The sequence below is a fragment of the Brevundimonas subvibrioides genome, from assembly GCF_027271155.1.
Lineage (GTDB): Bacteria > Pseudomonadota > Alphaproteobacteria > Caulobacterales > Caulobacteraceae > Brevundimonas > Brevundimonas subvibrioides_D.
The window spans coordinates 487,226-511,020 of sequence record NZ_CP114542.1 but is presented as its reverse complement, the minus strand read 5'-3'; the positions used below and the strand labels follow the sequence as shown (position 1 = coordinate 511,020).

23 protein-coding genes and 1 pseudogene are annotated in these 23,795 nt (G+C 67.9%); 11 read left to right on the top strand and 13 right to left on the bottom strand.

Annotated elements, in window-relative coordinates; translation table 11 throughout:
* Positions 1-603, top strand: a complete 603-nt coding sequence (gene recR, locus O3139_RS02560) for a recombination mediator RecR (RefSeq protein ID WP_269515340.1) — start codon at positions 1-3, stop codon at positions 601-603.
* Here recR and ppc read toward each other — a convergent pair.
* On the bottom strand, positions 600-3,308 hold the full coding sequence (gene ppc, locus O3139_RS02555; RefSeq protein ID WP_269515339.1) for a phosphoenolpyruvate carboxylase: 2,709 nt from the start codon (positions 3,306-3,308) through the stop codon (positions 600-602). The two genes, recR and ppc, sit on opposite strands and share 4 nt — an antisense overlap.
* A gap of 109 nt (positions 3,309-3,417) precedes the next feature.
* Between ppc and O3139_RS02550 the strand changes: the two genes are divergently transcribed.
* Positions 3,418-3,684, top strand: coding sequence for a type II toxin-antitoxin system HicA family toxin (locus O3139_RS02550; protein WP_269515338.1), 267 nt, complete (start codon positions 3,418-3,420; stop codon positions 3,682-3,684).
* Positions 3,681-4,028, top strand: a complete 348-nt coding sequence (locus tag O3139_RS02545) for a type II toxin-antitoxin system HicB family antitoxin (RefSeq protein WP_269515337.1) — start codon at positions 3,681-3,683, stop codon at positions 4,026-4,028. The genes O3139_RS02550 and O3139_RS02545 overlap by 4 nt, the downstream gene beginning before the upstream one ends.
* A gap of 184 nt (positions 4,029-4,212) precedes the next feature.
* On the opposite strand, the gene O3139_RS02540 is transcribed toward O3139_RS02545, so the two are convergent.
* Positions 4,213-4,368, bottom strand: a complete 156-nt coding sequence (locus O3139_RS02540) for a hypothetical protein (RefSeq protein ID WP_269515336.1) — start codon at positions 4,366-4,368, stop codon at positions 4,213-4,215.
* A 271-nt stretch (positions 4,369-4,639) separates the two neighbouring features.
* Between O3139_RS02540 and ffh the strand changes: the two genes are divergently transcribed.
* The 3 genes from ffh (at position 4,640) to rimM (ending at position 7,517) form a co-directional block, all read left to right on the top strand.
* Entirely contained in the window at positions 4,640-6,190 is a 1,551-nt protein-coding gene (gene ffh / locus O3139_RS02535) for a signal recognition particle protein (RefSeq protein ID WP_269515335.1), read from the top strand.
* Between the two features lie 21 nt (positions 6,191-6,211).
* Positions 6,212-6,811, top strand: coding sequence for a 30S ribosomal protein S16 (rpsP, locus tag O3139_RS02530; protein WP_269515334.1), 600 nt, complete (start codon positions 6,212-6,214; stop codon positions 6,809-6,811).
* Positions 6,812-6,995: 184 nt separating this feature from the next.
* Positions 6,996-7,517, top strand: a complete 522-nt coding sequence (gene rimM, locus O3139_RS02525; protein WP_269515333.1) for a ribosome maturation factor RimM — start codon at positions 6,996-6,998, stop codon at positions 7,515-7,517.
* On the opposite strand, the gene O3139_RS02520 is transcribed toward rimM, so the two are convergent.
* The 5 genes from O3139_RS02520 to O3139_RS02500 form a co-directional block, all read right to left on the bottom strand.
* Positions 7,514-7,687, bottom strand: a complete 174-nt coding sequence (locus tag O3139_RS02520; protein WP_209322281.1) for a YegP family protein — start codon at positions 7,685-7,687, stop codon at positions 7,514-7,516. The genes rimM and O3139_RS02520 overlap by 4 nt on opposite strands.
* Positions 7,688-8,115: 428 nt before the next feature.
* Positions 8,116-8,913 (bottom strand): enoyl-ACP reductase FabI, encoded by a 798-nt coding sequence (locus O3139_RS02515; protein WP_371812996.1) that lies wholly within the window; start codon positions 8,911-8,913, stop codon positions 8,116-8,118.
* 162 nt (positions 8,914-9,075) lie between these two features.
* Entirely contained in the window at positions 9,076-10,305 is a 1,230-nt protein-coding gene (gene fabB, locus O3139_RS02510) for a beta-ketoacyl-ACP synthase I (protein WP_269515332.1), read from the bottom strand.
* A gap of 54 nt (positions 10,306-10,359) precedes the next feature.
* The gene (gene fabA / locus O3139_RS02505; protein WP_269515331.1) at positions 10,360-10,893 is read right to left on the bottom strand and encodes a 3-hydroxyacyl-[acyl-carrier-protein] dehydratase FabA; all 534 of its coding nucleotides are present in this window, start codon (positions 10,891-10,893) and stop codon (positions 10,360-10,362) included.
* A gap of 107 nt (positions 10,894-11,000) precedes the next feature.
* Positions 11,001-11,513 carry an SH3 domain-containing protein gene (locus O3139_RS02500; RefSeq protein ID WP_269515330.1) on the bottom strand — a complete coding sequence of 171 codons (513 nt, stop codon included), beginning with the start codon at positions 11,511-11,513 and terminating at the stop codon, positions 11,001-11,003.
* Positions 11,514-11,633: 120 nt separating this feature from the next.
* Here O3139_RS02500 and O3139_RS02495 point away from each other — a divergent pair, with 120 nt between their 5' ends.
* Positions 11,634-12,620: a 2-hydroxyacid dehydrogenase gene (locus O3139_RS02495; protein WP_269515329.1), complete on the top strand. Its 987-nt coding sequence runs from the start codon at positions 11,634-11,636 to the stop codon at positions 12,618-12,620.
* 121 nt (positions 12,621-12,741) lie between these two features.
* On the opposite strand, the gene O3139_RS02490 is transcribed toward O3139_RS02495, so the two are convergent.
* A complete protein-coding gene (locus O3139_RS02490; RefSeq protein ID WP_269515328.1) occupies positions 12,742-12,996 on the bottom strand; it encodes a GlsB/YeaQ/YmgE family stress response membrane protein in 255 nt (84 codons plus the stop codon).
* Between the two features lie 193 nt (positions 12,997-13,189).
* Here O3139_RS02490 and O3139_RS02485 point away from each other — a divergent pair, with 193 nt between their 5' ends.
* Both O3139_RS02485 and hisN read left to right on the top strand, forming a co-directional pair.
* Positions 13,190-13,576, top strand: a complete 387-nt coding sequence (locus O3139_RS02485; RefSeq protein ID WP_013267992.1) for a helix-turn-helix domain-containing protein — start codon at positions 13,190-13,192, stop codon at positions 13,574-13,576.
* 98 nt (positions 13,577-13,674) lie between these two features.
* Positions 13,675-14,460 (top strand): histidinol-phosphatase, encoded by a 786-nt coding sequence (hisN, locus tag O3139_RS02480; RefSeq protein ID WP_269515327.1) that lies wholly within the window; start codon positions 13,675-13,677, stop codon positions 14,458-14,460.
* Positions 14,461-14,463: 3 nt separating this feature from the next.
* On the opposite strand, the gene O3139_RS02475 is transcribed toward hisN, so the two are convergent.
* The 3 genes and pseudogenes from O3139_RS02475 to O3139_RS02465 all read right to left on the bottom strand — a co-directional run bounded on the left by O3139_RS02475 (position 14,464) and on the right by O3139_RS02465 (position 17,323).
* On the bottom strand, positions 14,464-15,435 hold the full coding sequence (locus O3139_RS02475; RefSeq protein ID WP_269516515.1) for an alpha/beta fold hydrolase: 972 nt from the start codon (positions 15,433-15,435) through the stop codon (positions 14,464-14,466).
* A 35-nt stretch (positions 15,436-15,470) separates the two neighbouring features.
* Positions 15,471-16,335, bottom strand: a pseudogene (locus O3139_RS02470) (class I SAM-dependent methyltransferase).
* Positions 16,336-16,498: 163 nt separating this feature from the next.
* Positions 16,499-17,323 carry a class I SAM-dependent methyltransferase gene (locus O3139_RS02465; RefSeq protein ID WP_269515326.1) on the bottom strand — a complete coding sequence of 275 codons (825 nt, stop codon included), beginning with the start codon at positions 17,321-17,323 and terminating at the stop codon, positions 16,499-16,501.
* Positions 17,324-17,574: 251 nt separating this feature from the next.
* Between O3139_RS02465 and O3139_RS02460 the strand changes: the two genes are divergently transcribed.
* Positions 17,575-18,036 (top strand): Hsp20 family protein, encoded by a 462-nt coding sequence (locus O3139_RS02460; protein WP_269515325.1) that lies wholly within the window; start codon positions 17,575-17,577, stop codon positions 18,034-18,036.
* A gap of 108 nt (positions 18,037-18,144) precedes the next feature.
* Here O3139_RS02460 and O3139_RS02455 read toward each other — a convergent pair whose 3' ends face one another.
* Together O3139_RS02455 and O3139_RS02450 are read right to left on the bottom strand one after the other, a co-directional pair.
* A complete protein-coding gene (locus tag O3139_RS02455) occupies positions 18,145-19,416 on the bottom strand; it encodes a pentapeptide repeat-containing protein (RefSeq protein WP_269515324.1) in 1,272 nt (423 codons plus the stop codon).
* Positions 19,417-19,527: 111 nt separating this feature from the next.
* The gene (locus O3139_RS02450; protein ID WP_269515323.1) at positions 19,528-21,648 is read right to left on the bottom strand and encodes a M13 family metallopeptidase; all 2,121 of its coding nucleotides are present in this window, start codon (positions 21,646-21,648) and stop codon (positions 19,528-19,530) included.
* Between the two features lie 162 nt (positions 21,649-21,810).
* Between O3139_RS02450 and O3139_RS02445 the strand changes: the two genes are divergently transcribed.
* Positions 21,811-23,631 (top strand): cation:proton antiporter, encoded by a 1,821-nt coding sequence (locus O3139_RS02445; RefSeq protein WP_269515322.1) that lies wholly within the window; start codon positions 21,811-21,813, stop codon positions 23,629-23,631.
* Positions 23,632-23,795 lie beyond the last annotated feature (164 nt).

Genomic DNA, 23,795 nt, shown 5'->3' with positions numbered 1-23,795 from the left:
TTGGCGGCATCGGCGGGACCCGAGATCGAGCGGCTGATCGCGCTCCTGGCCAGGCTGCCGGGGCTGGGTCCCCGCTCGGCCCGCCGCGCCGCCCTGGCCCTGCTGAAGAAGCGCGAACAGCTGCTGGAGCCCCTGGCCGCATCCCTGGCCGAGACGGCGGCCAAGGTCGTGTCCTGCTCCATCTGCGGTACGCCCGACACCCGCGACCCCTGCTCGATCTGTTCGGACGGATCGCGCGACAACGGGCTGATCTGCGTGGTCGAGGAGGCGGGGTCGCTGTGGGCCATGGAGCGGTCGGGCGCCTTCCGCGGCAAATACCATGTGCTGGGCGGGCTGCTGTCGGCGCTGGACGGCGTCGGCCCCGATGCGCTCCGGGTCGCCGAACTGGTCGGGCGGGTGAAGGGCGGCGAGGTGCGCGAGGTCGTGCTGGCCCTGCCCGCCACGGTCGATGGGCAGACCACCGCCCACTATCTGGCCGAGCGGGTCGCGGGCGACGGGGTCGAAGTCACGTCCCTGGCCCGCGGCGTGCCCGTCGGTGGCGACCTCGACTGGCTGGATGACGGCACGATCGTCCAGGCGCTGCGGGCGCGGCGACCGGCCTAACCGCTGTTCCGCAGGCCCGCGGCCACGCCGTTGATGGTCAGCAGGATGCCTTCACGCACGCGGGGGTCGTCGTCGCCCGAGCGCCGCCGGCGGATCAGCTCGATCTGGACGTGGTTCAACGGCTCGACATAGGGCATCCGCAGACGGATCAGACGGTCGAGCTCGGGCTGTCCGCCCAGAAGCTCCGTCTGTCCGCTGATGGCCAGGACCGCATCACGCGTCCGGTCCCATTCGGCCTTCAGGGCCCCGAAGATCGAAGCCGCCAGCGCCGGGTCCGGAACCAGTCCGGCATAGCGGCGGGCGATGGTTATGTCGGACTTGGCCATGATCATCTCCATGTTCTGGAGCAGGGTGCGGAAGAAGGGCCAGTCGGTCGCCATGGCGCGCAGCTCTTCCATGTCCTGGCCCTGCACGGCCGAGCCGAAGCCGAACCAGCCGGGCAGCATGACGCGGCTCTGGCTCCAGCTCAGCACCCAGGGAATGGCGCGCAGATCCTCGATGGCGGTGGAGGCGGTCCGCGACGTGGGCCGCGAACCGATCTTCAGCCCGGCGATCTCGTTGATCGGGGTGGCGGCGCGGAAATAGTCGACGAAGCCCGGCGTCTCATAGACCAGGGCCCGGTAGGCCGCCATTGAGGCGATCGAGAGGGCCGAGGCCGTCGCCCCGTGTTTCGCGGTCATCGCCTCGTCCGGCGGCGGGGCGAGTGAGGCGATCAGGGTCCCGGCCGTCAGGGCATCCAGGTTTCGCCGCGCCACGTCGGGCTCGCCGTATTTGTTGGCGATCACCTCGCCCTGTTCGGTGATGCGGATCCGGCCCGCGACCGTGCCCGTGGGCTGCGAGATGACGCCCGCGAAGCTGGACCCGCCGCCCCGGCCCACGGCCCCGCCGCGCCCGTGGAACAGCTGTAACCGCACGCCGACCGTCCGGGTCACGCCGAGCAGCGCCCGCGACGCCTCGTGCAGTTCCCAGGTCGAGGTCAGATAGGACCCGTCCTTGTTGGAATCCGAATAGCCGATCATCACCTCCTGCACGCCCCGCGCACGGGCCACGGCGAGGGCCGAAGGTTCCTGCAGCAGGCGGGTCAGGGTCGGCCGGGCGGCGCGCAGGTCGTCGATGGTCTCGAACAGGGGCGCGGCCTGGATCGGGCAGGCGGCCGGGTCGTCGTGGCGATACAGGCCGACTTCCTTCAGCAGCAGATAGACCTCCAGCAGGTCGGAGGCCGCGTCGGTCTTGGACACGATATGGGTGCGGATCGCCTGGGGTCCGAAGGTGCCAATCGCCTCCGCCGCCGCCTGCAGGATGGCGCGTTCCTTCAGCACCTCGGGGTCGTAGGCCTCATAGGGACTGAACAGCAGGCGCGGCGCGGCCAGCTCGGCCGACAGCAGGGCGATGCGGCTCTCCTCATCCAGCGCGGCATAGTCGGGGCAGACACCGGCCACGCGCAGAAGATGGGAAACGACTCGCGCATGGACGTCTGAATTCTGGCGCAGATCGAGCGTCGCCATGTGAAATCCGAAAACATCGACCGTGGCGATCAGGCGCGACAGGCCGTCGTCGGCGAAGACCGCGCCGTGGCTGGCCACCAGACTGTCCTGCAGGACCGCCAGATCGGCGCGGAAGGCCTCTGGTCCATCATAGGGGGGCGCGTTGAACAGAGCGGGGCGCGGCGCGGTCTCTCCGGTCAGGATCGGATGGGTCGCCGACAGCCGGGCATAGATCTGACTGAGGGCGCGGCGATAGGGTTCGTCGGCGCGGTGGGGAGAGGCGTCCCCGGACCCGGCCGCCAACGCCTGCAGCGCCGGACTGATGGTGGCGAGCGAACCGGACAGGCTGAGCTCGGCCCCCAGGGCGTTCACCGCCTCCAGATAGTGGCGCAGCACCGCCTTGGCCGGCGTGGCGAAGGCGGCGCGCAGGGCGGCGGCGTCGACATTGGGATTGCCGTCCCGGTCCCCGCCGACCCAGGCCCCGATGCGGATGAAGGGCTTGAGGTCCGGCGCCTTCAGACGCCTGCGCCAGTCGATCAGCTGTTCCGGCGCGACCTTCAGGAAGACGCGTTCGAGGAAAGACACCACCGTGTCGATCTCGTCCTGCACCACCAGGCCGGTCGTGCGCACCAGCCGGGTCGCCCACAGGATCACCGTCTGTCGACGCAGACCCGAGATCAGGACATCGGGCGCGCACGACAGGTCATCGCGGTCGCAGGCATCCAGCAGGTCAGACACGGTGGCGATCCGGTCGATGACGCTTTTCCTTCGCACCTCCGACGGGTGGGCGGTCAGGACCGGGGAGATCAGGGCCTCCGACAGCAGGGCCCGCGCGTCCTCGACGGACCGCCCAGCCTCCGCCAGCCGGGCCAGCGCCCCCTCGGGCGTATCGGGCCGCGCCCCCTCGGCCGTCTGGCTGCGGGCGCGGCGCTTGCCGGCCCGGTCCTCGGCCACATTGGCCAGCAGGGAGAAGACCGCGAACCCGTGGGCCAGCCCCACCGCATCGTCCAGCGACAGGTCCGACAGCAGCCGCTCCAGCTCCGCCGAGCCGCGCGCGCCCGCGTGCCGGTGATAGCCGACGGAAGCCACACGCACCGCCTCGATCCGGTCGTAGAGGTCCTGTCCCCCCTCGTCGCGGATCACCTCGCCCAGCAGTCCGCCGAGCAGGCGAACCTCCTCGCGCAGGCGATCGTCAGCGACGGGGACGTTGGACACGGGCATGGTCATCTCGGGCAGCGGGGAGGCTGGACCCACACTGATGGAACACCGACCTTCAGGCGAGCCATGAAGCGTGATTTGATCTGGTATCAAAATTCGGTATCATGTTTCCGTGAAAGGCAAACATGCCAGAACGCTGGACGCTATCTTCGCCGATCCGGTGCGGGCCAATGTCGCGTGGTCGGACGTGGAGGCTTTGTTCTCGGCGGCGGGCGGCACGATCAGCGAGGGCCGGGGCTCCCGGGTTCGGGTCAGCCTGAACGCCGTCGATGCCGTCTTTCACCGTCCGCATCCGCAGAAGGAGACGGACAAGGGCGCATTGAAATCCGTGCGCCGGTTTCTGACGGAGGCGGGCCATGCGCCCGATGCCAAACGATGACGACCATGACCCATGACGGCTATCTGGCGACCGTCGAACTGGACGAGGCTGCCGGTCTGTTCCACGGCGAGGTGATCAATACCCGCGATGTTCTGACCTTCCAGGGGCGGACGCCGGACGAGCTGAAGACAGCCTTCGCCGATACGATCGCCGACTACCTCGACTGGTGCCGCGAGCGTGGCAAGACGCCGGACAAGCCCTTCTCGGGCACCTTCTCGGTCCGGGTCGCGCCGGAGGTGCATCGGAGGGCGGCCGCCGCGGCGGCGCGGGAAGGCAAGAGTCTGAACGGGTTTGTAGCCGAACTACTGGATCGAGCGTCGTTAGGTAAACACGAGGCCGTCTAATATAGACCTGCATCTTGTTTAATGCTCATTTCAGCGAGCTCTTCTGTCGAAATATGGTAATCAGCACCCTCATCACGAATATTTATCATTCTAAGATTTTTTACGACATCAACTAGTAGTACACGTAGGGCCTCTAGCTGAAAAATCAGAACACTAAAACCTATGATAACAACGGCTATGAGCATCACAGCAGTCCCGATATTTCGTCGAAGACGTTTTGGGCCTCTTTCATTTCGTGGAGAGCAGCAGGTTCGCCGGGCTTCCCACGCTGCTCCTTCAGGTGGTGAGCGGCGGCAATCAGGTTATCCAGCGCCGCTAACCATGCGTCCTGTAGTGACATTTTGCCCCCCATTCGTTCCCGTTAATCATTAGGCATCCGTGCGGCAGGCGTCACCCGTCAAATTCACCGAGACCTCAAGCCAAAGCTGCGTGTTGCCCACAGGAGGAACATCGTGCATAAGCCCGCGCTTCCGGCGCAAGTGAACCTCGCGTCTCCACCATCACGACCCCGGTTTCGACCGGACGAGGATGGCGAGAACCCCCTGCCGACGTGATCGTCGCCAGGGGCCGTTGTCGTATGGAGCCGCGTCACCCGCCCCAATGAGGTGTTTATGTTCGAGGCTCTGAACGAGCGGCTGACAGGCGTTTTCGACCGGATCACCGGCCGCGGTGCCCTGTCCGAAAAGGACGTCTCAGAGGCAATGCGCGAAGTGCGCGTGGCCCTGCTGGAGGCCGACGTCGCCCTGCCGGTCGTCAAGGACTTCATCGCCTTCGCTACGGAAAAGGCCACGGGCGAAGAGGTCATCCGTTCGGTCCGCCCCGCCGACCAGGTCATCAAGATCGTCTATGACGGCCTGGTCGAGATGCTGGGCGGCGAGGAGCCGACCCCGCTCAACCTGAACGCCACCCCGCCCGCCGTCCTGCTGATGGCCGGCCTGCAGGGGTCGGGCAAGACCACCACCTCCGCCAAGCTGGCGCTGCGGCTGACGAAGTTCGATCGCAAGAAGGTCATGATGGCCTCGCTGGACACGCGGCGTCCGGCGGCCATGGAACAGCTGGCGCAGCTGGGCAAACAGATCGAGGTCGCGGTCCTGCCGATCGTGGCGGGCGAGAGCGCGGTCCAGATCGCGCGGCGGGCCCTGACCTCGGCGAAGCTTCAGGGCTTCGACGTCCTGATCCTCGACACCGCAGGCCGCATCACCCTCGACGAAGGCCTGATGAACGAGGTGGCCGAGGTCGCCGCCATCGCCAGTCCGGTCGAGACCCTTCTGGTCGCCGACAGCCTGACCGGCCAGGATGCGGTCCGCACCGCCAGGGCCTTCCATGAACGCCTGCCCCTGACCGGCCTGATCCTGACCCGGGCCGACGGCGACGGGCGCGGCGGGGCCATGCTGTCGATGCGGGCGGTCACCGGCCTGCCGATCAAATACATGGGGTCGGGCGAGAAGGTCGACGCGCTGGAGGTGTTCGACGCCCGCCGCGTCGCTGGCCGGATCCTGGGTCAGGGGGACATCGTCGCCCTGGTCGAGAAGGCCGCGACGGAACTGGACCAGGCCAAGGCCGAGGCCATGGCCAAAAAGCTGGCCAAGGGACAGTTCGACCTGAACGACCTGGCGGCCCAGCTGCAGCAGATGAAGAAGATGGGCGGCCTTCAGGGCATCATGGGCATGCTGCCCGGCGTGGCGAAGATGAAGGCCCAGATGGCCGAGCAGAACATCGACGACCGGATGATCCTGCGCCAGGAAGCCATCATCTCTTCGATGACCAAGGCCGAGCGCAGGAAGCCCGACCTGCTGAACGCCAGCCGCAAGAAGCGCGTCGCGGCCGGCGCCGGTGTCGAGGTCCAGGACATCAACCGGTTGCTCAAGCAGCACCGCCAGATGGCCGATATGGTCAAGTCCCTGTCGAGGGGCGGGCGCGGCAATCTGCAGAAGATGGCGGCGATGATGGGCGGTATGCCCGGAATGCCCGGCGGGGGCGGGGGTATGGGCGGCATCGGCGGTCCCGACATCTCGCGCCTCAAATCCCTCGGCGGCGGGCGGATGCCCGAGCCGTCCGAGGACGAAATCAAGGCCCTTCAGGACCGGCTTTCCGGCCTGGGCGGCGGATCACTGCCGGGGGGCCTTCCGGGCCTGCCCGGCCTTCCCAAGAAACCCAACTGATCTCCCTGAAAGAAGACTGACATGCTGAAGATTCGTCTGGCCCGTGGCGGCACCAAGAAGCGCCCCTACTACTATATCGTCGTCGCGGACTCGCATTCGCCGCGCGACGGCAAGTTCCTGGAGCGCGTCGGCACCTACAACCCGATGCTGCCCAAGGATGGCGACAAGCCCCGCGTGACGCTCAAGGCGGAGCGCATCTCGGAATGGCTCGGCAAGGGTGCCCAGCCGACCGACCGCGTTGCCCGCTTCCTGAGCCAGGACGAAGCCCTGGCCGGCAAGGTCAAGTGGACCCAGGGCAACAACCCGAACAAGGGCACCCCGGGCAAGAAGGCCCAGGAACGCTCGGCCGAACGCGCCCAGCGCGAAGCCGACCGCGCCGAGGCCGAAGCCGCCGCCAAGATCGAGGCTGCCGAAGCCGCCGAACGCGCCCGGGAAGAAGCGGCCGCGGCCGCCGAAGCCGCCAGGAACGCACCGCCGGTCGAAGAGGCCCCTGCCGAGGAAGCCGCCGCTGAAGAGGCTCCCGCCGAGGCTGCGGCCGAAGCCGCTCCGGCTGAGGAGGCCCCGGCCACTGAAGAGGCTCCGGCCGAAGGCGCTGCCGAGGAAGAAAAGACCGAGGCTTAAGCGTGATCTCCCTCTCCCGGCGGGAGAGGGAGACCGCGCACGGCAGGCTCAGCCCGTCGTCCTTGCGCGGTCGGGTGAGGGGTTACGGTCTGACCGGCCCCCACCTTAACCCCTCACCCTTTCGCGCGAGTCCGATCGCTGCGCTCTGGGGCGCTCAAGCCCTCTCCCTCCGGGAGAGGGGACGATGACGGCCAAACTCATCCTTGTCGGCCATGTCGCGGGCGGCTTCGGCGTGAAGGGCGAGGTCAAGATCACGGCCTATACGGCCGACCCTCTGGCTCTGACGGCCTATGGTCCCCTGCTGCGCGCCGACGGGTCGCACGCCCTGACCGTCCTGTCGGCCCGGCCGACGAAGGACGGCATCGTCGGCCGGGTGAAGGAGGTCGCCACCAGGGAGGAGGCCGATGCGCTGCGGAACCTCAAGCTCCACGTCCCGCGCGAGCGGTTTCCGGCCCCGGACGAGGACGAATTCTATCTGGCAGACCTGATCGGGGTGGAGGCCCGCGATCCCGACGGCGTCGTTCTGGGCACGGTGAAGGCAGTACAGAATTTCGGGGCCGACGACATGCTGGAGATCGCACCCGCTGCGGGCGGGCCGACCTGGTTCCTGCCGTTCACCCGGGCCGCAACGCCGGAACTGCACCTGTCGGACGGCTGGCTGCTGGCCATCCGCCCGAACGAGGTCGGCGAGCGCGAGCCGGACTAGACCTCTTCGGTCTCTGCGTCGCCGACGTGCTTCTTGATCGACTCGATCGCGCGTTTGGCACCCGATTTGTCGGAATAGCCCTCGGTCGAGAAGATCACCTCGGAATTGTACTTGAACCGGACGCGGAACTCGCCGGCCTTGTCCTTGTAGATTTCGAACTTGTGGGCCATCCGGCACCTCCGCGTTGCTGACGCCCGATATGGCCCCGCTTGTGCAGGTCGGGCAAGCCGACGAAGTCTGACGGCTCACAGCAGCCGGCAAGAGTCCCTGCTCTTGCGGCCGTCAGGTCGGCGCATGACATGGATGGTGGTCCGGGGACCGACGATCCCCACCCTGTCCTGGATCATCAGGTCTCAAGCCAGCGGGCGAAGATGTCTCGCCGGGGTGCCGCTAAAGCAGTTACCCAGAGAACACCCCGGATTTGCGACCAGGTGTTCGAAATGTGCGCGGGGGACGCCAGACGACCCCTCCTTGTGAGCGCGAATCTGACCTTGGCACTCAGGACAGCGGAATTCTCGTCGAGCGTAGGTCGTCAGCGCCGCTTCAAGGGTGATCGAGTGCCATTGCTTGAACGCCTTGATCTCGCAAGTGTCGCGCATCACCCCTCCTCGTCCCCCGCCAGCCCCATCATGTGGAAGCCGGCGTCGACGTGGACGACCTCGCCGGTGGTCGAGAAGCCGAGGTCCGAGCACAGCCACAGGGCGGCGCCGGCGACGCCCTCCATCGAGGTGTCCTCCTTCATGGCCGACATCGCGCGGCCCTGGGCAATCATGCCCCGGCCGCCCGAGATTCCGGCCAGAGAAAGCGTCCGCATGGCCCCGGCCGAGATGGCGTTGACGCGGATGCCCCGGGGACCCAGGTCGCGGGCGATGTAGCGGGTCGCGGCCTCCAACGCCGCCTTGGCCACGCCCATGGTGTTGTAGTTCGGGATGGCCCGTTCCGAACCGAGATAGGTCATGGTGACCATCGACCCGCCGTTGGGCATGATCTTCGACGCCCGACGCGCCACATCGACGAAGCTGAAGCAGCTGATGTTCATGGCCAGCAGGAAGCTGTCGCGGCTGGTATTGTCGATGAAGGAGCCCTTCAGCTCGTCCTTGTTGGCGAAGGCGACGGAGTGGACGACGAAGTCGATCGTGCCGAATTCGGCCTCCAGGGCCGCGAAGGCCGCGTCCATCGAGGCGTCGTCGGTGACGTCGGCCTGGATCAGCAGTTTGGCGCCCACGCTTTCCGCCAGGGGTCGCACGCGACGCTCCAGCCCCTCGCCCATATAGGTGAAGGCCAGCTCCGCCCCCTGGGCCGCCAGCTGGGAGGCAATACCCCAGGCGATGGAGTTGGCGTTGGCCACCCCCATGATCAGGCCCTTCTTGCCCTTCATGAGTTCGCCCGCGGGCATGTTCCAGGCGGATTCGGTGGCCATCGTGTGTCTCCTCTTTGGCCCACCTAGCAGGGGGGCCGATCAACGAGAACCCTCTCCCGCAGGGAGAGGGCTTGAGCGCCTGAGAGCCCCAGGCGATCAGACTTGCGCGAAAGGGTGAGGGATTATGCCCTCACCGGCTCACACCTTGGAGAAGATCACCGTCCCGTTGGTGCCGCCGAAGCCGAAGCTGTTGGACATGACGGTGGTCAGTTCGACGTCCTTGCGTTCGCGCAGGATCGGCATCCCCTCGAACTCCGGATCGAGGTTTTCGATGTGGGCGCTTTCGGCGGCGAAGCCGTTGTCGAGCATCAGCAGCGAATAGATCGCTTCCTGAGCGCCCGCCGCGCCGAGGCTGTGGCCCGTCAGGGACTTGGTCGAGGAGATCAGCGGCATGTCGGTGCCGAAGACGTTGCGGACGGCGCCCATCTCCTTGCTGTCCCCGACCGGCGTCGAGGTGCCGTGGGGGTTCAGATAGTCGATCCTGCGGCCTCCGGCCTGGGCCATGGCGATCTTCATGCAGCGCTCGGCCCCCTCGCCCGAGGGCGCGACCATGTCGTAGCCATCGGCATTGGCGCCATAGCCGACGACCTCGGCATAGATCCGGGCACCGCGGGCGACGGCCCGCTCGTACTCTTCCAGCACCACGATCCCGGCACCGCCGGCGATGACGAAGCCGTCGCGGGCGACGTCATAGGCCCTGGAGGCCACCGAGGGCGTCGCATTGAAGTCGGACGACATGGCACCCATGGCGTCGAACATGTTGGACATGGACCAGTCGATGTCCTCGACACCACCGGCGAAGACCACGTCCTGCTTGCCCCACTGGATCTGTTCGGCCCCCGCGCCGATGCAGTGGGCCGAGGTCGCGCAGGCCGAGGAGATCGAATAGTTGACGCCGCGCATCTGGAACCAGGTCGACAGGACCGCCGAGGGGCCGGACGCCATGGCCTTGGGCACGGCGAAGGGTCCGATCCGCTTGGGCGCGCCCTTTTCGATCGTGGTCTGGGCGGCCTGAAGAATGACCTGGGTCGAGGGCCCGCCTTCGCCCACGATCAGGCCGATGCGGTCGTCCCGGATCTCTTCCGGCGTCATGCCGGAGTCCCTGAGCGCCTCCTCGAAGGCGATGTGACCCCAGGCCGTGCCGTTGGCGAGGAAGCGCGCGGCGCGACGGTCCACCAGCGGTGCCCAGTCCTCGGCGGTGGCGCCCAGCGACGGCGGGGCCCAGACCTGGGAGCGGAAGCCGTGCTGGATATGATCCGGGGCAGCGACCACACCCGATCGTGCTGTGCGCAGCGACGCCGTGACCTCATCCCGGCCCGTGCCGATGGAGGAGACGATACCCAGACCCGTGACGACGACACGCCGCATGCAGTTTCCTTCTCTGACCTAAGGCTCCGCGTTGACCGCGGTATTGGTTTGGTTTCAGGCGTCGACGGGCTTTTCGCCCGCCTGGAACAGACCGACGCGCATGTCGGTCGCCGTATAGATAGGCACGCCGTCGGCTTCCATCACCCCGTCGGCGATTCCCATGACCAGACGACGGTTGATGACCCGTTTGAGCGTGATCTTGTAGGTCACCTTCCGGATGTCCGGCGTGACCTGGCCGGTGAACTTGACCTCGCCCACGCCCAGCGCCCGGCCCCGGCCCGGTCCGCCGATCCAGCCGAGATAGAAGCCGACCAGCTGCCACATGGCGTCCAGACCCAGGCAACCGGGCATGACCGGGTCATTGATGAAGTGGCAGGCGAAGAACCAGAGGTCGGGATGGATATCCAGCTCGGCCTCGACATAGCCCTTGCCATGCTCGCCGCCATCGCCGTTGATCTCGGTGATCCGGTCGAACATCAGCATGGGCGGGGCCGGCAGCTGGGCATTGCCCGGCCCGAACAGCTCCCCCCGGCCCGAAGCCAGCAGGGCGGCGTGGTCGAAGGACGACGGGTATTGCGAAGTGTTCAAGGCGTGGCCGCTCCGGTGTGTTGCGCCGGGGTTACACGAGCACGATGGAGGGCTCAACCACTACGGCACTCTCCCTGCCCTTCGCGGGGCGGAGAAAGTTCGGGGCGCTACCCTGCCTCGCCCGCCCCACGGCGCGCGTCGCACTGGGCCGTCGGCTGGGTGCCGAAGACGGACCCCTGGGGCAGCCAGCCCTTGAGCTTGTGCGCCCGGACGCGGCACCAGCCATCCCGGCACTCGTCCAGGGCGACGACAGAGCGGGGGCTGAAACGGGCGCGTACGGGCGACCGGGCGTTGCGAGCGGCATGCACCGCCACCTCGACATCGCTGCCATTGAAGGCCCCGCGTCGGCCGGAGGCGACGCTGCGGTTGATCCAGGCGACGCCGTGTTCGGGATCGCATATCTTTCGCCACTCGCGCGTTTCGGCGATCACCTGGACCGGCAGGCCCGCGGCGCGGTATTCCCACAGGATGCGGTAGTCGAGCCCCGGACCCTGGCGGGCGCGGACGTGAGTGGACTTCAGCGAGACCCAGCGCGGGACCTCCAGCCCCGTGGGCGTGGGGCGTCCGTCCGGCATGGTCGCGCCCGCGCCGGCCAGAACGGCACAGGCGACGACGGCCACGAGGCCTCCGATCCGGCGCGAGAGGCTTTGGACGTGGCCGCGAGACTTGCTAGACACCGGTGGAGACCCGTCGCAGGCGGGCAGACCGGCGCGGTCGCCCATTGAAAACCCAAGGCTCCTATGTCCAACGCCCGGCTTAAGGTCGTCTTAACCAGAAGATTGCCGGACGCGGTCGAGACCCGCATGCGCGAGCTGTTCGACGCCGAGCTGAACCTGAAGGACATTCCCTTCGACCGCGCGGCGCTGGAAGCGGCGGTGCAGCGCGCCGATGTCCTGGTGCCCACCATCACCGACGAGATCGACGCCGGCCTGATCGCCGGGGCGGGCGACCGGCTGAAGATGATCGCCAACTTCGGCGCGGGCGTGGATCACATCGACATCGACGCGGCCGTCGCCCGCCAGATCATCGTCACCAACACGCCCGGCGTCCTGACGGAGGATACCGCCGATCTGGCCATGAGTCTGATCCTGGCCGTCAGCCGCCGCATCGTCGAGGGTGCCCAGGTGGTGGCCGAAGGGCGGTTCGAGGGTTGGACCCCGACCTGGATGTGCGGGCGCAAGCTGTGGGGCAAGCGGCTGGGAATCGTCGGCATGGGCCGGATCGGCCAGGCCCTGGCCCGGCGCGCGCGGGCGTTCGGACTGCAGGTCCACTATCACAACCGCAAGCCCGTCAGCCCCCGGATCGAGGAGGAACTGGGCGCGACCTACTGGGACGATCTGGACCAGATGCTGTCGCGCATGGATGTGATTTCGCTGAACTGCCCGGCGACGAAAGACACCCATCACCTGCTGTCGGGCCGGCGACTGGGCCTGCTGCAGCCGCATGCCATCCTGGTGAATACGGCGCGGGGCGAACTGATCGACGAGGCGGCCCTGGCCGAGGCGGTGGCGCGGCGCGCCCTCTCCGGCGTCGGACTGGACGTCTATGAGAACGAACCGGCGATCCACCCGGGCCTGATCGGACGGCCCGATGTCGTGCTGTTGCCCCATCTGGGATCGGCGACGCTGGAGGCGCGTCAGGACATGGGCGACCGCGTGATCCTGAACGTGATGACCTTCCAGAACGGCCACCGACCGCCGGACCGCGTCATTCCGGCGATGCTGTAGGCCCGGGCCCCTGTCGGGCGGGAAGGTCCGCCCCACGAGGGTTCGCTACAGGGGCGCAACGAGCACGAAAAAGGGCGGCCCGCGCGGGCCGCCCTTTCGTCGATGATCGTAGCGGAGGGGATCAGGCGCGACGCTTGACCAGACCCAGCAGGAACAGCAGCAGGACGGCGCCGCCGAACGCGACCAGCAGGGTCACCAGATTGAAGCCGCCGACCGGGATGCCCAGCAGGTTGCCGGCAATCCAGCCGCCGAGCAGCGCCCCGACCACGCCGACGATCAGGTTGGTGACGAGGCCGTGATTACGACCCATGACTTTTTCGGCCAGCCAGCCGGCCACGATGCCGATGACGATCCAGCCGATGATTCCGAGACCCATGTTCCATATCCTTCCAAAGCAGAGGTGGGCTGATAATGCGCTGCGACATCGCTGGTTGCGTCGCACTGCCGAATGTCGGCCTTCCGGCTCTGAACGGTCGCTCGCCCGTCACGCGAAGGCGGCATGGTGATTGCGGCATCCCGGACGAGCCGTGCCGCTTTGGCACAGCCCGCGAGAAGAAGGGGACTGGGCAATGGCCACCGATATCGATCTTCACCTGGGGCGCCGTCTGCGCCGCCGTCGTCGCCTGCTGGGGTTGACCCAGCAACAGCTGGCCATCCAGGTCGGCATCCGCTTCCAGCAGATCCAGAAATACGAATGCGGGGCGAACCGTATCTCGGCCGCGCGCCTGTGGCAGCTGTCCGAGGCGCTGGAGACGCCGATCAGCTATTTCTACGACGGTCTGGCCGAGGCCATGGAGCGCAGGGAGACCGCCAGCGCCAATGGCGGGGAGATGTTTTCACGCAAGGAGACCCTCGACCTGATCCAGGCCTACTATCAGCTGGGCGAACGCCCGCGCCGTCGGCTGCTGGACCTGGCCAAGTCGCTGCACTCGGAAGGGGACGCGGTCGCGTCCTGACGAGTGGCGAGTGGCGAGTGGTCAGTGACGAGATGGGCAACGAACGGTGAAGGGTCGAGCTTGACTCACCACTCACCACTCGCCACTCGCCACTTCCCATGACCGAGTTTGAATCCTTTGCCGTCGAGCTGGCCGCCGGGGCCGCCCGTGTGACCCTGCCCTACTTTCGCGGCGACTATGCCGAGGAGAACAAGGCGGGCCCGGGTGCCTTCGATCCGGTCACCCAGGCGGACAGGGAGGCGGAAGCCGCGATCCGCACGATGATCGCAGCCCGGTACCCCGACCATGGGGTCATCGGCGAGGAATACGGCGAGGACCGACCGGACGCGGAACACGTCTGGATCCTGGACCCCATCGACGGCACGCGGGCCTTCATCGCGGGCCTGCCGATGTGGACGACCCTGATTGCACTCCGGGTCGGTGGACGACCGAAGGTCGGCGCCATCTCCCAGCCGTACATCGGCGAATTGTTTCTGGGGGGACCCTCGGGCGCCGTGCTGATGAGCCGGGGCCAGACCCGGCCGATCCGCGTGCGGCCCTGCGAGCGGCTGACCGATGCGGTGATCGCCACGACCGCGCCGGAAATCTTCACCGCGCCCGAACTGGGGGCCTGGACCCAGGTGATGGCGGCCGCGCGCCTGGCCCGCTACGGCTGCGACGCCTATGCCTATGCGATGCTGGCCATGGGGCGGATCGACATGGTGGCCGAGACGGGCCTGAAGGTCTGGGACTGGTCGGCCCTGATCCCCGTGGTCGAGGCGGCGGGCGGCGAGGTCACCAACTGGGCGGGCGAGCCGGTCAGCGGCGACGGCCGGATCATCGCCGTCGGCGACCCGCGCGTGCGCGATCAGGCCCTGGTCGCATTCCGCCGGGGCGCGCAGTAGCGATCAGTCCGTCGGCACGGGGGCCAGGTCGTTCACGGGCGACACATAATCCGCCATGGCGTCGAACTCGCGCAGGAAGATGGCGCGGTGGTCGTCGGTCTCCATGATGACCTCGTGCTTCGCCCCGGCCACCTCGACATAGCGCCCGCGACCCAGACGCTTGGCGGCCCAGCGGTTGGTCTGTTTCCAGACCCGGTCGTCCTCGCCCGACTGGACGATGGTGCAGGGAATTGTCACCGATTTCAGCGCCTTGGGCTTCAGCGCGCGTTCGCCCGCGTCGATGCCGAAAGCCAGCCAGCCCCAGGTGGGGCCCCCGACGGCCAGGTGCGGGCAGGCATAGAGCTGCTGTCGCCACATCTCGTATCGGCCCTCGTCGGAGGTCAGGGCGTCCTTTTCGAAGGTGTGGTCGAAGGGATCGTCCGGGTCGTCCAGCACGAAGTCGCCGGCCTTGCCGTGACGCACGTTCCAGCGCACCGCCAGCTTGACCGACCACATCGACCGCTTGCCGGTCTTGATGCGCAGCATGGGGCTGGACAGAATCGCGCCGGCGCAGCGGTTCTCGCCCGCCTGCAGGCTCAGCAGGTTCAGCGTGCCACCCATCGAATGGCCGACGGCGATCCATGGCTTGGGGGCCCGCGTCTCGAACGCGTCCAGCAGGCGCGAATAGTCGTCGAGGAATTCCTCGACCGCCCGGGCGTGGCCTTTCAGGCGATCCGGCAGCAGGCGGGCAGACAGACCCTGGCCCCGCCAGTCGTGAGCCAGAACGCACCAGCCGCGCGCCAGAAAATTGCCGATGACCTCGAAATATTTCTCGATCGGCTCGGTCCGGCCGGGGCTGAGGATGACCGTGCCACGCGGTCGGGGGGCGACGAGGGCGGACGGGATCCAGAAGGCGGCGCGCAGGCGCAGACCCCCGGCCCCGCGGAACCAGTCGCCCTCGCCCCCGGGCGGGGCGGCGGCACCCGGAACCCCCATGAGCGGGGCATTGGCGGCAAAGGCGGCGGCGCGGTTCACTCTGGCTTCCTGAACTTCAAGGTCATGCGATCGCTTTCGCCGATCTCGCGATATCGGGCGCTGTCGAACGTCGGATCGGGCGGGGTGCCGGGGGGGGGAGGTCGCCAGACGGGGCGGCAGGGTCTCGACGCCGAAGGGATGATCCTTGGTGTCGTCGTCATTGGCGTTGATCTCTGACGAAGCCACGAAGATGAACCCGGCCTCGGCGGCCAGCTGCTTGACGAAGGCTTCCTGGACATAGCCGTTGGCGGCGGCCGGGTCCTGATCCTGGTCCGGGGCCAGGCGGTGCTGTTCGACGCCCAGCGTGCCGCCCGGTCGCAGGGCGGCATGGGCGTCGGCGAAGGCCTTTTCCGCAATGCCGGCGGCCATCCAGGCGTGGATGTTGCGCATGAACAGGACCATGTCCGCCTCGCCCGTCGGGCAGACCGGTCCGGTCGTCGCGCCGAACTGGCTGAACTTTATCTCCCCGTACAGACGCTCGTCGGCACTGAAGCGGCGCTCGAAATTGGCGTTCAGGGCGATCTGCGCCGGATCGGCCCCCGGCCCGGTCGCGAAGCCGGCGGCATAGTATTCACCCTTCCCCTTGTGCAGATAAGGGGCAAGGATCTCGGTGTACCAGCCACTGCCGGGCCAGAACTCGACCACCGTCATGTCCGGCTGCAGGCCGAAGAAGCGCAGGGTCTCCAGCGGATGGCGCCAGGGGTCGCGGGACCGGTCGGCTGCGCGCCAGGGCCCGGCGATGGCCCATTCCAGCGACCCTTCGGGTGGGCCGGACGGGGCTTCGGGATCGGCTTTGGTTTCCGTCTTCCGGCCGCAGGCGGCCATACCCAGGACGGCGACGACACCCACGCCGGACAGCATCGCGCGACGCGATACGGCCGATGATCGAGGCGTCCTCCGATCCTGCATCAACTATCCGCGTCCTGCCGCCCCCCCGGGTACGAAACGTCCCGGAAGCCGCTGGATTAGAGGGCTTCGTCAGGCGCGTCAAAGCCTTGAGCGTCGCTGGCGAAACCCGGCCCGATCAGCCCGGCTTGCGGAACCGCAGGGTCATGCGATCGCTCTCGCCGATGGCATCGAGCGCCGCACGTTCCGCCTCGGTCAGGGGCGTGGCGCGATCCGTCGCGACCCCCTCGCGCGGGGCGCTGACGCGGGTCGGCGGCAGGCTCCAGACGCCATAGGGATGATCGTGATTGTCCCTCGGATTGGCGTTCAGCTCGCTGCGGGCCTCCAGCACGAAGCCGGCCGCCTGCGCGGCCTGGATGACGTAGCTTTCGGAGACATAGCCGGTGGGAGCGGTGACGGCGGCATTCAGGCCCTCGTCGGCGCGGTGCTGCTCGACGGCGAGGATGCCGCCGGGCTTCAGCGCCCTGAAGAAGGCCTCCAGATAGGGGCCGGTCCGCGCGGGGGTCGAGCGCTGCCAGTTGTGGAAGGCGCGCGCCACCACGATCAGGTCGGCCGTGCCGTCGGCCACGCCCATGCCCTCCAGCGGCCGATTGACCGCCGTGTAGGTGCCACCGGTCGCCGCCGCATAGGGCCGCAGGATGGCGCTCCACCAGCCGCCGCGACCCGGCTCGATCTCGACGATGCTCATGCCGGGCGTCAGGCCCCAGAAGGTCAGGGTCTCGTAGGGATGCCGAAAGGCGTCGCGGGCCACGTCCGCGGCGGGGCGGGTGTCGGATCCGATCGCGGCCTGAAGCTGTTCATCCTCCCGGAGCACGGGGGGCTGCATGGCCTCGCGCCGCGCCACGCGCTGGGCTGCCGTCTCACCCGGCGTCGGCAGGGTCTGGGCGGCTGCGGAGCCCGTCATCAGGACGAGGGCTGCGAGGGACAGCGTCAGGCGGCGCATGGGCGTCTCCGGGTGGGCATGGATTTCAGGCGGCACCATAGTTTGAGGCAGGGGTCGAACAAGTGACGATCGCGCCATCACCCGCCCCTTGACGTCGCAGGACGCGATCCCAACCTTCCTTTTCGAGAGTGCCGGTCACCGGGCTCTCGCAGGCCATTCGGTGCCCCACGGGGGCCGGACGGACTGATCCCCACCGCCGACCCGGGCAAAACGCGGGCCGGTTCCATCTTGCTGATGATCAGGAGATCGACATGCGTACCATCGACTTCACCCCCCTCTATCGTTCCGCCGTGGGCTTCGACCGTCTGGCGGGCCTGCTGGAAAGCGCCGCGCGCACCAGTCAGGAAACCGGCTGGCCGCCCTACAACATCGAGACGACGGGCGAGAACGCCTATCGGATCGAGATCGCCGTCGCCGGCTTCAAGCCCGACGAGCTGAACATCGAGGTCAAGGAAAACCTGCTGACCGTCGCCGGTCGCAAGACGGCCAACGACGATACGACCGAGCGGACGTATCTGCATCGCGGCCTGGCCGAGCGTGACTTCGAGCGCCGTTTCCAGCTGGCAGACTATGTCGTCGTGACAGAGGCGGGGCTCGACAACGGCCTTTTGTCCATCGGACTGAAGCGCGAACTCCCCGAGGCGCTGAAGCCCCGGCGCATCGAGATCGCGACGAAGGATTCGACGGGACTGATCGAGAGCAAGACGGCCTGACGGTTTCGGCTTTCGCAGGCGATGGGGCGGTCCTTTACGGGGCCGCCCTGTCCAGCGTTGCGGCGATCCGGGCGACGTATCGGCGGCCAGGACGTGTGCGCATGATGCCTATGTCGTTTCGGCCTGGCGTTCATAACCCCTGACCCCCGCCAGCACGGCGTCGGTCAGGACCGCATGGCGGGTCTGGGCTCCGTGCAGGCTGGCCCGCGTCAGATCGGCCCCGACCAGGACGGCACGCCGCAGGTCCGCGCCCGTCAGATCGGCAGAGCGCAGGGTCGCCCCGGTCAGGTCTGCGGGCAGCAGGCGGTCCGGCCCGATCATCAGGGGCCCCAGCTGTGCCTCGCGCAGGTCCGCCCCGTTCAGACGCGCGCCGCTCAGGCGGGCCCCGCGCAGATCGGCGCGCTTCAGATTGGTGGAGCGCAGATCGGCCCCTTCCAGATGCGCGCCCTGAAGCTGCACACCCTCCATGTTCAGTCCGTAGAAGACCGCGCCCCGCGCCGAGAGGGCCGTCAGGTTCAGGCCTGTGATCGAGCCGAGGCCTCGCAGATCGACATGGTCGAAGACCGAAGGCTGACCCTCGACGCCACCGCTCTCGCACCAGATGGCGTGTTCATGCAGCATCTCGGCCGCAGGCAGCTGTGCGACCGGTTCTCCGGCGGAGCGGTTGTCGGTCAGGGCCCCTTCCAGATTGGCCCGGTCGGTCCGCCACATCGACGAGTTCACACCCACCAGCACCGCGTCGCGCATGTCCGCACCGGTCAGGTCCGCACCCGACATGTCGGCACCCGCCAGATCGGCCCCCCGGAAGCAGGCCTGTTTCAGGTTGGCGCGGACCAGCTTGCAGTCCTTCATGATGGCGTCGGAAAAGTCAGCCGACTGGGCCGCGATGCCGGACAGCCGGGATCGCTGCAGGTTGGCACCCACCAGGCTGACACCCTGGGCCTGGGTGATATTGCGCCCTTGCGCCTCCACGATGCGGAAGCCGTCGGTCTTGCTGGCCGAGGCGATGGCCCCCTCGCGCAGGTCGGCCTCGAACAGGTCCGCGCCGGAGAGGTTGGCCCCGCGCAGACAGGCCCCGCGCAGATCCGCCCGGCGCAGCGAGGCGTCGACGAAGATCGCGTCCTGCATGTCCGCGCCGAAAAAGGTTCCGTTGTCCAGCCGCGCGCCGGTCAGGTCGGCCCCGATCAGGCAGGCGGCGGAGAAGTCGGCGTCGGCGAGATTGCGGCCCTTCAGGTTCAGTCCCGACAGGTCCATCCAGGCGAAGACCGCGCGCGCCCCGCCGGGCCGCGCCTGCCACAGCCGGTCGTGCCGGGCGCAGATCGCGTCGAGTTCCTGCTGGCTGATGCGGCGACGAACGACGCCTTCAGAGACCTCTGGCATAGTCCCATGTTGGCACAGTCGTCTTAAGACGGGGTTTCGGAAACAGGGTCTCCAGCGGGCCTTGGCGCCCCACCGCCGGGTGGCGATGGGACGACAAGCCGTTTTTTCAGCCTACCAGAGGTGAACGCGCTCGGCGGGCGTCAGATAGTAGCGGGTGCCGGGCTGGACGTCGAAGGCCGTGTACCAGGCATCGACGTTCCGCAGCGGGCCGATGACCCGGAACTCGGCCGGGCTGTGCGGGTCGGTGGCGACCTGCTGCTTCAGGGCGTCCTCGCGCGATTTGGACTGCCAGACCTGCGCCCACCCCAGGAAGAAGCGCTGATCGCCGGTGAAGCCGTCGATGACGGGAGCCTCGGCCCCGGCCAGCGACAGGTGATAGGCCTCGAGCCCCACGGCCGTGCCGGCGGCATCGCCGATGTTCTCGCCCATCGTGAGGCCGCCCTGGACATGATAGCCCGGCAACGGTTCGAACTGGTCGTACTGGGCCCCCAGCCGCGTGGTCAGGGCATCGAAATTAGCCCGGTCCTCGGCCGTCCACCAGCTGCGCAGCACGCCGTTGCCGTCGGACTTGGAGCCCTGGTCGTCAAAACCGTGGCCGATCTCGTGGCCGATGACACCGCCGATGCCGCCATAGTTCACGGCCGGGTCCGCATCGGGATCGAAGAACGGCGGCTGCAGGATCGCAGCGGGGAAGACGATCTCATTGTTGGTGGAGTTGTAATAGGCGTTCACCGTCTGGGGCGTCATGCCCCATTCGGCCTTGTCGACCGGCTGATTCAGGCGGTTCAGCTGGTAATTCCACTGGAACAGCCCGGCCCGCTCGCCATTGCCGAACAGGTCGTCGGCGCGGATTTCGAGGTCGGAATAGTCGCGCCAGCGGTCGGGATAGCCGATCTTGACGGTGAACTTGTCCAGCTTGTCGTGCGCCTGGGCCTTGGTGGCGTCGCTCATCCAGGTCAGGTTGTCGATCCGTTGGCCCAGGGCCAGCCGCAGGTTGGCGACCAGCTGCTCCATCTTGGCCTTGGATTCGGCCGGGAAGTAGTCGGCGACATACTGGCGGCCGACGGCCTCGCCCAGCGCCCCCTCGGCGAAGCTGATGCCGCGTTTCTCGCGGCTGCGCTGTTCCGGCTGACCCGACAGGTCACGGGAGCGGAACTCCCACTGGGCATCCGAGAACCGGCGCGACAGGCGCGGCGCGGCCTCGTCGACAGTATGGAAGGCTTCCCAGGCCTGCAGGGTCTCGACCGGCGTTTCGGCATAGATGGCGGCGATCCTGGGCAGGGCCGTGTTCTGGCGGACGATGAGGCGTGGCACGTCGCCCAGCCGGGCAGCGGTGTAGTAGCCGACCCAGTCGAAACCGGGGGCTTCGTCGACCAGCCGCTGAATGGTGTATTCGTTGTAGGTCCGGTCGCGGTTGCGGTTTTCGATCGGGGTCCAGTGGGCCTCGGCAATCCGGGTCTCCATCGCGACGATGGCAGCGGCGGCGTCGGTCGGGTTTTCCCAGCCAACCATTTCCAGCATCCGGGCCACATAGACCTGATACTTCTCTTTCTTGTCCGCATAGAGCGGCGACAGATAGTAGTCGCGGTTCGGCAGGCCGAGGCCCGCCTGTCCCGTCGAGACAACGTAGCGGTCGGGCGCCTTCTGGTCGGTGGTGATGCCGGTGCCGAAGATCGAGGCCCCCAGTCGGCCGTTGGTACCGCCCATGTAGGCGGCCAGCTTCTCGCGCGTGTCGGCGGCACGGATCGCGGCCAGATAGGGTTGCAGCGGCTGGGCATCCAGCTGCTCGATCCGGTCGGTGTCCATATAGGAGCGGTAGGCGTCGGCGATCTTCTGTTCGTCGGAGCCGGTGACCAGATCCGTGCGGGCGGCCAGGCCCTCGATCATCACCTTCAGGCGGTTGTCCGACAGCTCGCGCAGCAGGGCGAAGGAGCCGTAGCTGGTGCGGTCCGACGGAATGACCAGACGATCCAGCGCCGCGCCATTGGCATAGCGCATGAAGCTGTCGCCGGGCGCGATCGAGGTGTCCATGCCCGCCGTGTCGAAGCCCCAGGTGCCGTATTTCGGTGCCGCGATGCCCTGATAGCCCGTCGCACCCTCGACAGCCGGGACGTCCTGGAACAGGGACATGACGGTGCAGCTTTCATCCACGCAGGTGTGCTCCTGTGCCAGCACGGTGGACGCGGGAAGAAGCAGTGCGCCGACAGCGGCACCGATCAGAAGTCTGTTCATGGGATTTCCTGGATTTTCCGTCGGCGGACAAGCGCCGTGGACGGCGACTGGGCAGGACCCTACGCCCGGGCCGCAACCTGTCGTCTTAAAAAAAGTTAATGAAAGTCGTGCCCGTGGAGGCTGCGGCTGGTCTAGACTCGTCCCTATCGGCGAGGAGTGCGGATGACGGGCGGACACGGCGGCGGCGAATACAAGGATCTGGTCGTCTTCCTGGCGGCGGCGGGCATCGTCGTGCCCCTGTTCAGCCGCTGGAAGATCAGCCCGGTGCTGGGATTCCTGGCCGCCGGTGTGTTGCTGGGGCCAGACGGGCTGGGGCGGCTGGCACCCCTGATCCCCTGGCTGGCCTGGCTGACCATCGACGACGCCGATCAGTTGTCGCAGCTGTCCGAACTGGGCGTCGCCTTCCTGCTGTTCATGATCGGGCTGGAGCTTTCGTGGGAACGGCTGAAGGCGATGCGACGGCTCGTCTTCGGTTTCGGCCTGATGCAGGTCGGGGTCTGCACCGTCGTGCTGGGTGCCACCTTCATGGCGATGGGCCAGTCGCTGGCCTCGGCGGCCGTGCTGGGCATGGGGCTGGCGCTGTCATCGACGGCCGTCGTCCTGCCGGTCATGGCCGAGCGGGGGCGGATGAAGGGTGTCGTCGGGCGTGCCACCTTTTCGGCCCTGCTGGCGCAGGACCTGGCCGTGGCACCGATCCTGATCACCGTGACGGTCCTCGCGGCCCTGGCGGCCGGTGGCGGCGAGATGACGCTGTCGGTCCTGGGGCCCGCCCTGCTGACCCTGGCCCCCGCCGCCATCGGTCTGGCCCTGATCGTCGTGATCGGCCGGCTGGGTCTGCGCCCGCTGTTCCGGTCGGTCGCAAAGAGCCGCCGGAAGACCAAGGGCGGGGGCCAGGAGCTGTTCGTCGCCCTGTGCCTGCTGGTCGTCATCGGCGCGGGCGTGGCGGCCCAGGCTGCGGGCCTGTCGATGAGTCTGGGGGCCCTGATCGCCGGAATCCTGCTGGCCGAGACCGAGTACCGCCGCGAGATCGAGATCAATATCGAGCCGTTCAAGGGCCTGCTGCTGGGGGTCTTCTTCGTCGGGGTCGGCATCGGGCTGGATCTCGATGCCGTGGCGGCCGATCCGCTGGGCGTGTTCGGTCTGGCCCTGGCGCTGACCACGATCAAGGCGGGGCTGATCTTCGGCCTGGCAAGAGCCTGGGGCCTGTCGATGCGCGCCGCGATCGAGACGGCGCTGGTGCTGGGTCCGGCGGGCGAGTTCGCCTTCGTCATCCTGACCACCGGCATGGTGGAGGGGATCGCGGCGCGCGCGTTCACGCAAGGGGTCCTGGTCTCGGCCACCCTGTCCATGTTCACCGTGCCGCTGATGGCCATGTTGGGCCAGAGGCTGGCGCGCGTCGCCGTGCCCGGCCCCGTGCCCCCCCTGCCGGAGCCGGAGGCACGGTCGGGCGACGTGCTGATCGTCGGATTCGGACGGGTCGGGCGTCTGGTGGCCGAAATGCTGGGCCGGCACGACCAGACGTTCATTGCGCTCGATACGGATCCCACCGCGGTCGCCGCCGGGCGCAGGGATGGCTTCGATGTCTCCTATGGCGATGCGGGGCGGCCCGAAATGCTGTCACTGTGCGGGATCGACACGGCGCGCGCCCTGGTCGTGACCATGGACGCGCCGGGCAAGGTCGACGAGGTCGTCATGGCGGCCCGAGGCCTGCGCGACGATCTGATCATCATCGCCCGCGCCCGTGACGATCGCCATGCGGCCAGGCTCTATGCGCTCGGCGTCACGGACGCCGTGCCCGAGACGACCGAGGCCAGCCTGCAGCTGGCCGAGAACCTGCTGGTCGATCTGGGTGTGCCGATGGGGCTGGTCCTGGCCTCGATCCACGAGCGGCGCGACGCCTTCCGTGCCATCTTCCAGGCCGCCGCGCCCAAGGACCGGCGCGACCGTCCGACGCGGGCCCTGCGCGCCAGCCTGCGCCCTTAACCCAAAACACGACCCAATTTGGTCATCGTTCCGTGATGAAAACGGCCGCTCCCCTCCAGGGCTCAGCCTTGGCTGGGTCTTCGTGCTGCGTCCGTTGTCGGGCCGTGCAGACCCGGTTGCAGCCCTTCCGTCCCTTGTTCCGCACCGCAATCGCGGGCGTCATT

Bases quoted from the DNA above. Each gene is read 5' to 3' on its own strand.
- ppc (WP_269515339.1), bottom strand. From the start codon at position 3,308: ATGCCCGTGTCCAACGTCCCCGTCGCTGACGATCGCCTGCGCGAGGAG.
- O3139_RS02545 (WP_269515337.1), top strand. From the start codon at position 3,681: ATGACGACCATGACCCATGACGGCTATCTGGCGACCGTCGAACTGGAC.
- O3139_RS02540 (WP_269515336.1), bottom strand. From the start codon at position 4,368: ATGTCACTACAGGACGCATGGTTAGCGGCGCTGGATAACCTGATTGCC.
- ffh (WP_269515335.1), top strand. From the start codon at position 4,640: ATGTTCGAGGCTCTGAACGAGCGGCTGACAGGCGTTTTCGACCGGATC.
- rpsP (WP_269515334.1), top strand. From the start codon at position 6,212: ATGCTGAAGATTCGTCTGGCCCGTGGCGGCACCAAGAAGCGCCCCTAC.
- rimM (WP_269515333.1), top strand. From the start codon at position 6,996: ATGACGGCCAAACTCATCCTTGTCGGCCATGTCGCGGGCGGCTTCGGC.
- O3139_RS02520 (WP_209322281.1), bottom strand. From the start codon at position 7,687: ATGGCCCACAAGTTCGAAATCTACAAGGACAAGGCCGGCGAGTTCCGC.
- O3139_RS02515 (WP_371812996.1), bottom strand. From the start codon at position 8,913: ATGCCCGCGGGCGAACTCATGAAGGGCAAGAAGGGCCTGATCATGGGG.
- fabB (WP_269515332.1), bottom strand. From the start codon at position 10,305: ATGCGGCGTGTCGTCGTCACGGGTCTGGGTATCGTCTCCTCCATCGGC.
- O3139_RS02495 (WP_269515329.1), top strand. From the start codon at position 11,634: ATGTCCAACGCCCGGCTTAAGGTCGTCTTAACCAGAAGATTGCCGGAC.
- O3139_RS02490 (WP_269515328.1), bottom strand. From the start codon at position 12,996: ATGGGTCTCGGAATCATCGGCTGGATCGTCATCGGCATCGTGGCCGGC.
- O3139_RS02485 (WP_013267992.1), top strand. From the start codon at position 13,190: ATGGCCACCGATATCGATCTTCACCTGGGGCGCCGTCTGCGCCGCCGT.
- hisN (WP_269515327.1), top strand. From the start codon at position 13,675: ATGACCGAGTTTGAATCCTTTGCCGTCGAGCTGGCCGCCGGGGCCGCC.
- O3139_RS02475 (WP_269516515.1), bottom strand. From the start codon at position 15,435: ATGGGGGTTCCGGGTGCCGCCGCCCCGCCCGGGGGCGAGGGCGACTGG.
- O3139_RS02465 (WP_269515326.1), bottom strand. From the start codon at position 17,323: ATGCGCCGCCTGACGCTGTCCCTCGCAGCCCTCGTCCTGATGACGGGC.
- O3139_RS02460 (WP_269515325.1), top strand. From the start codon at position 17,575: ATGCGTACCATCGACTTCACCCCCCTCTATCGTTCCGCCGTGGGCTTC.
- O3139_RS02455 (WP_269515324.1), bottom strand. From the start codon at position 19,416: ATGCCAGAGGTCTCTGAAGGCGTCGTTCGTCGCCGCATCAGCCAGCAG.
- O3139_RS02450 (WP_269515323.1), bottom strand. From the start codon at position 21,648: ATGAACAGACTTCTGATCGGTGCCGCTGTCGGCGCACTGCTTCTTCCC.
- O3139_RS02445 (WP_269515322.1), top strand. From the start codon at position 21,811: ATGACGGGCGGACACGGCGGCGGCGAATACAAGGATCTGGTCGTCTTC.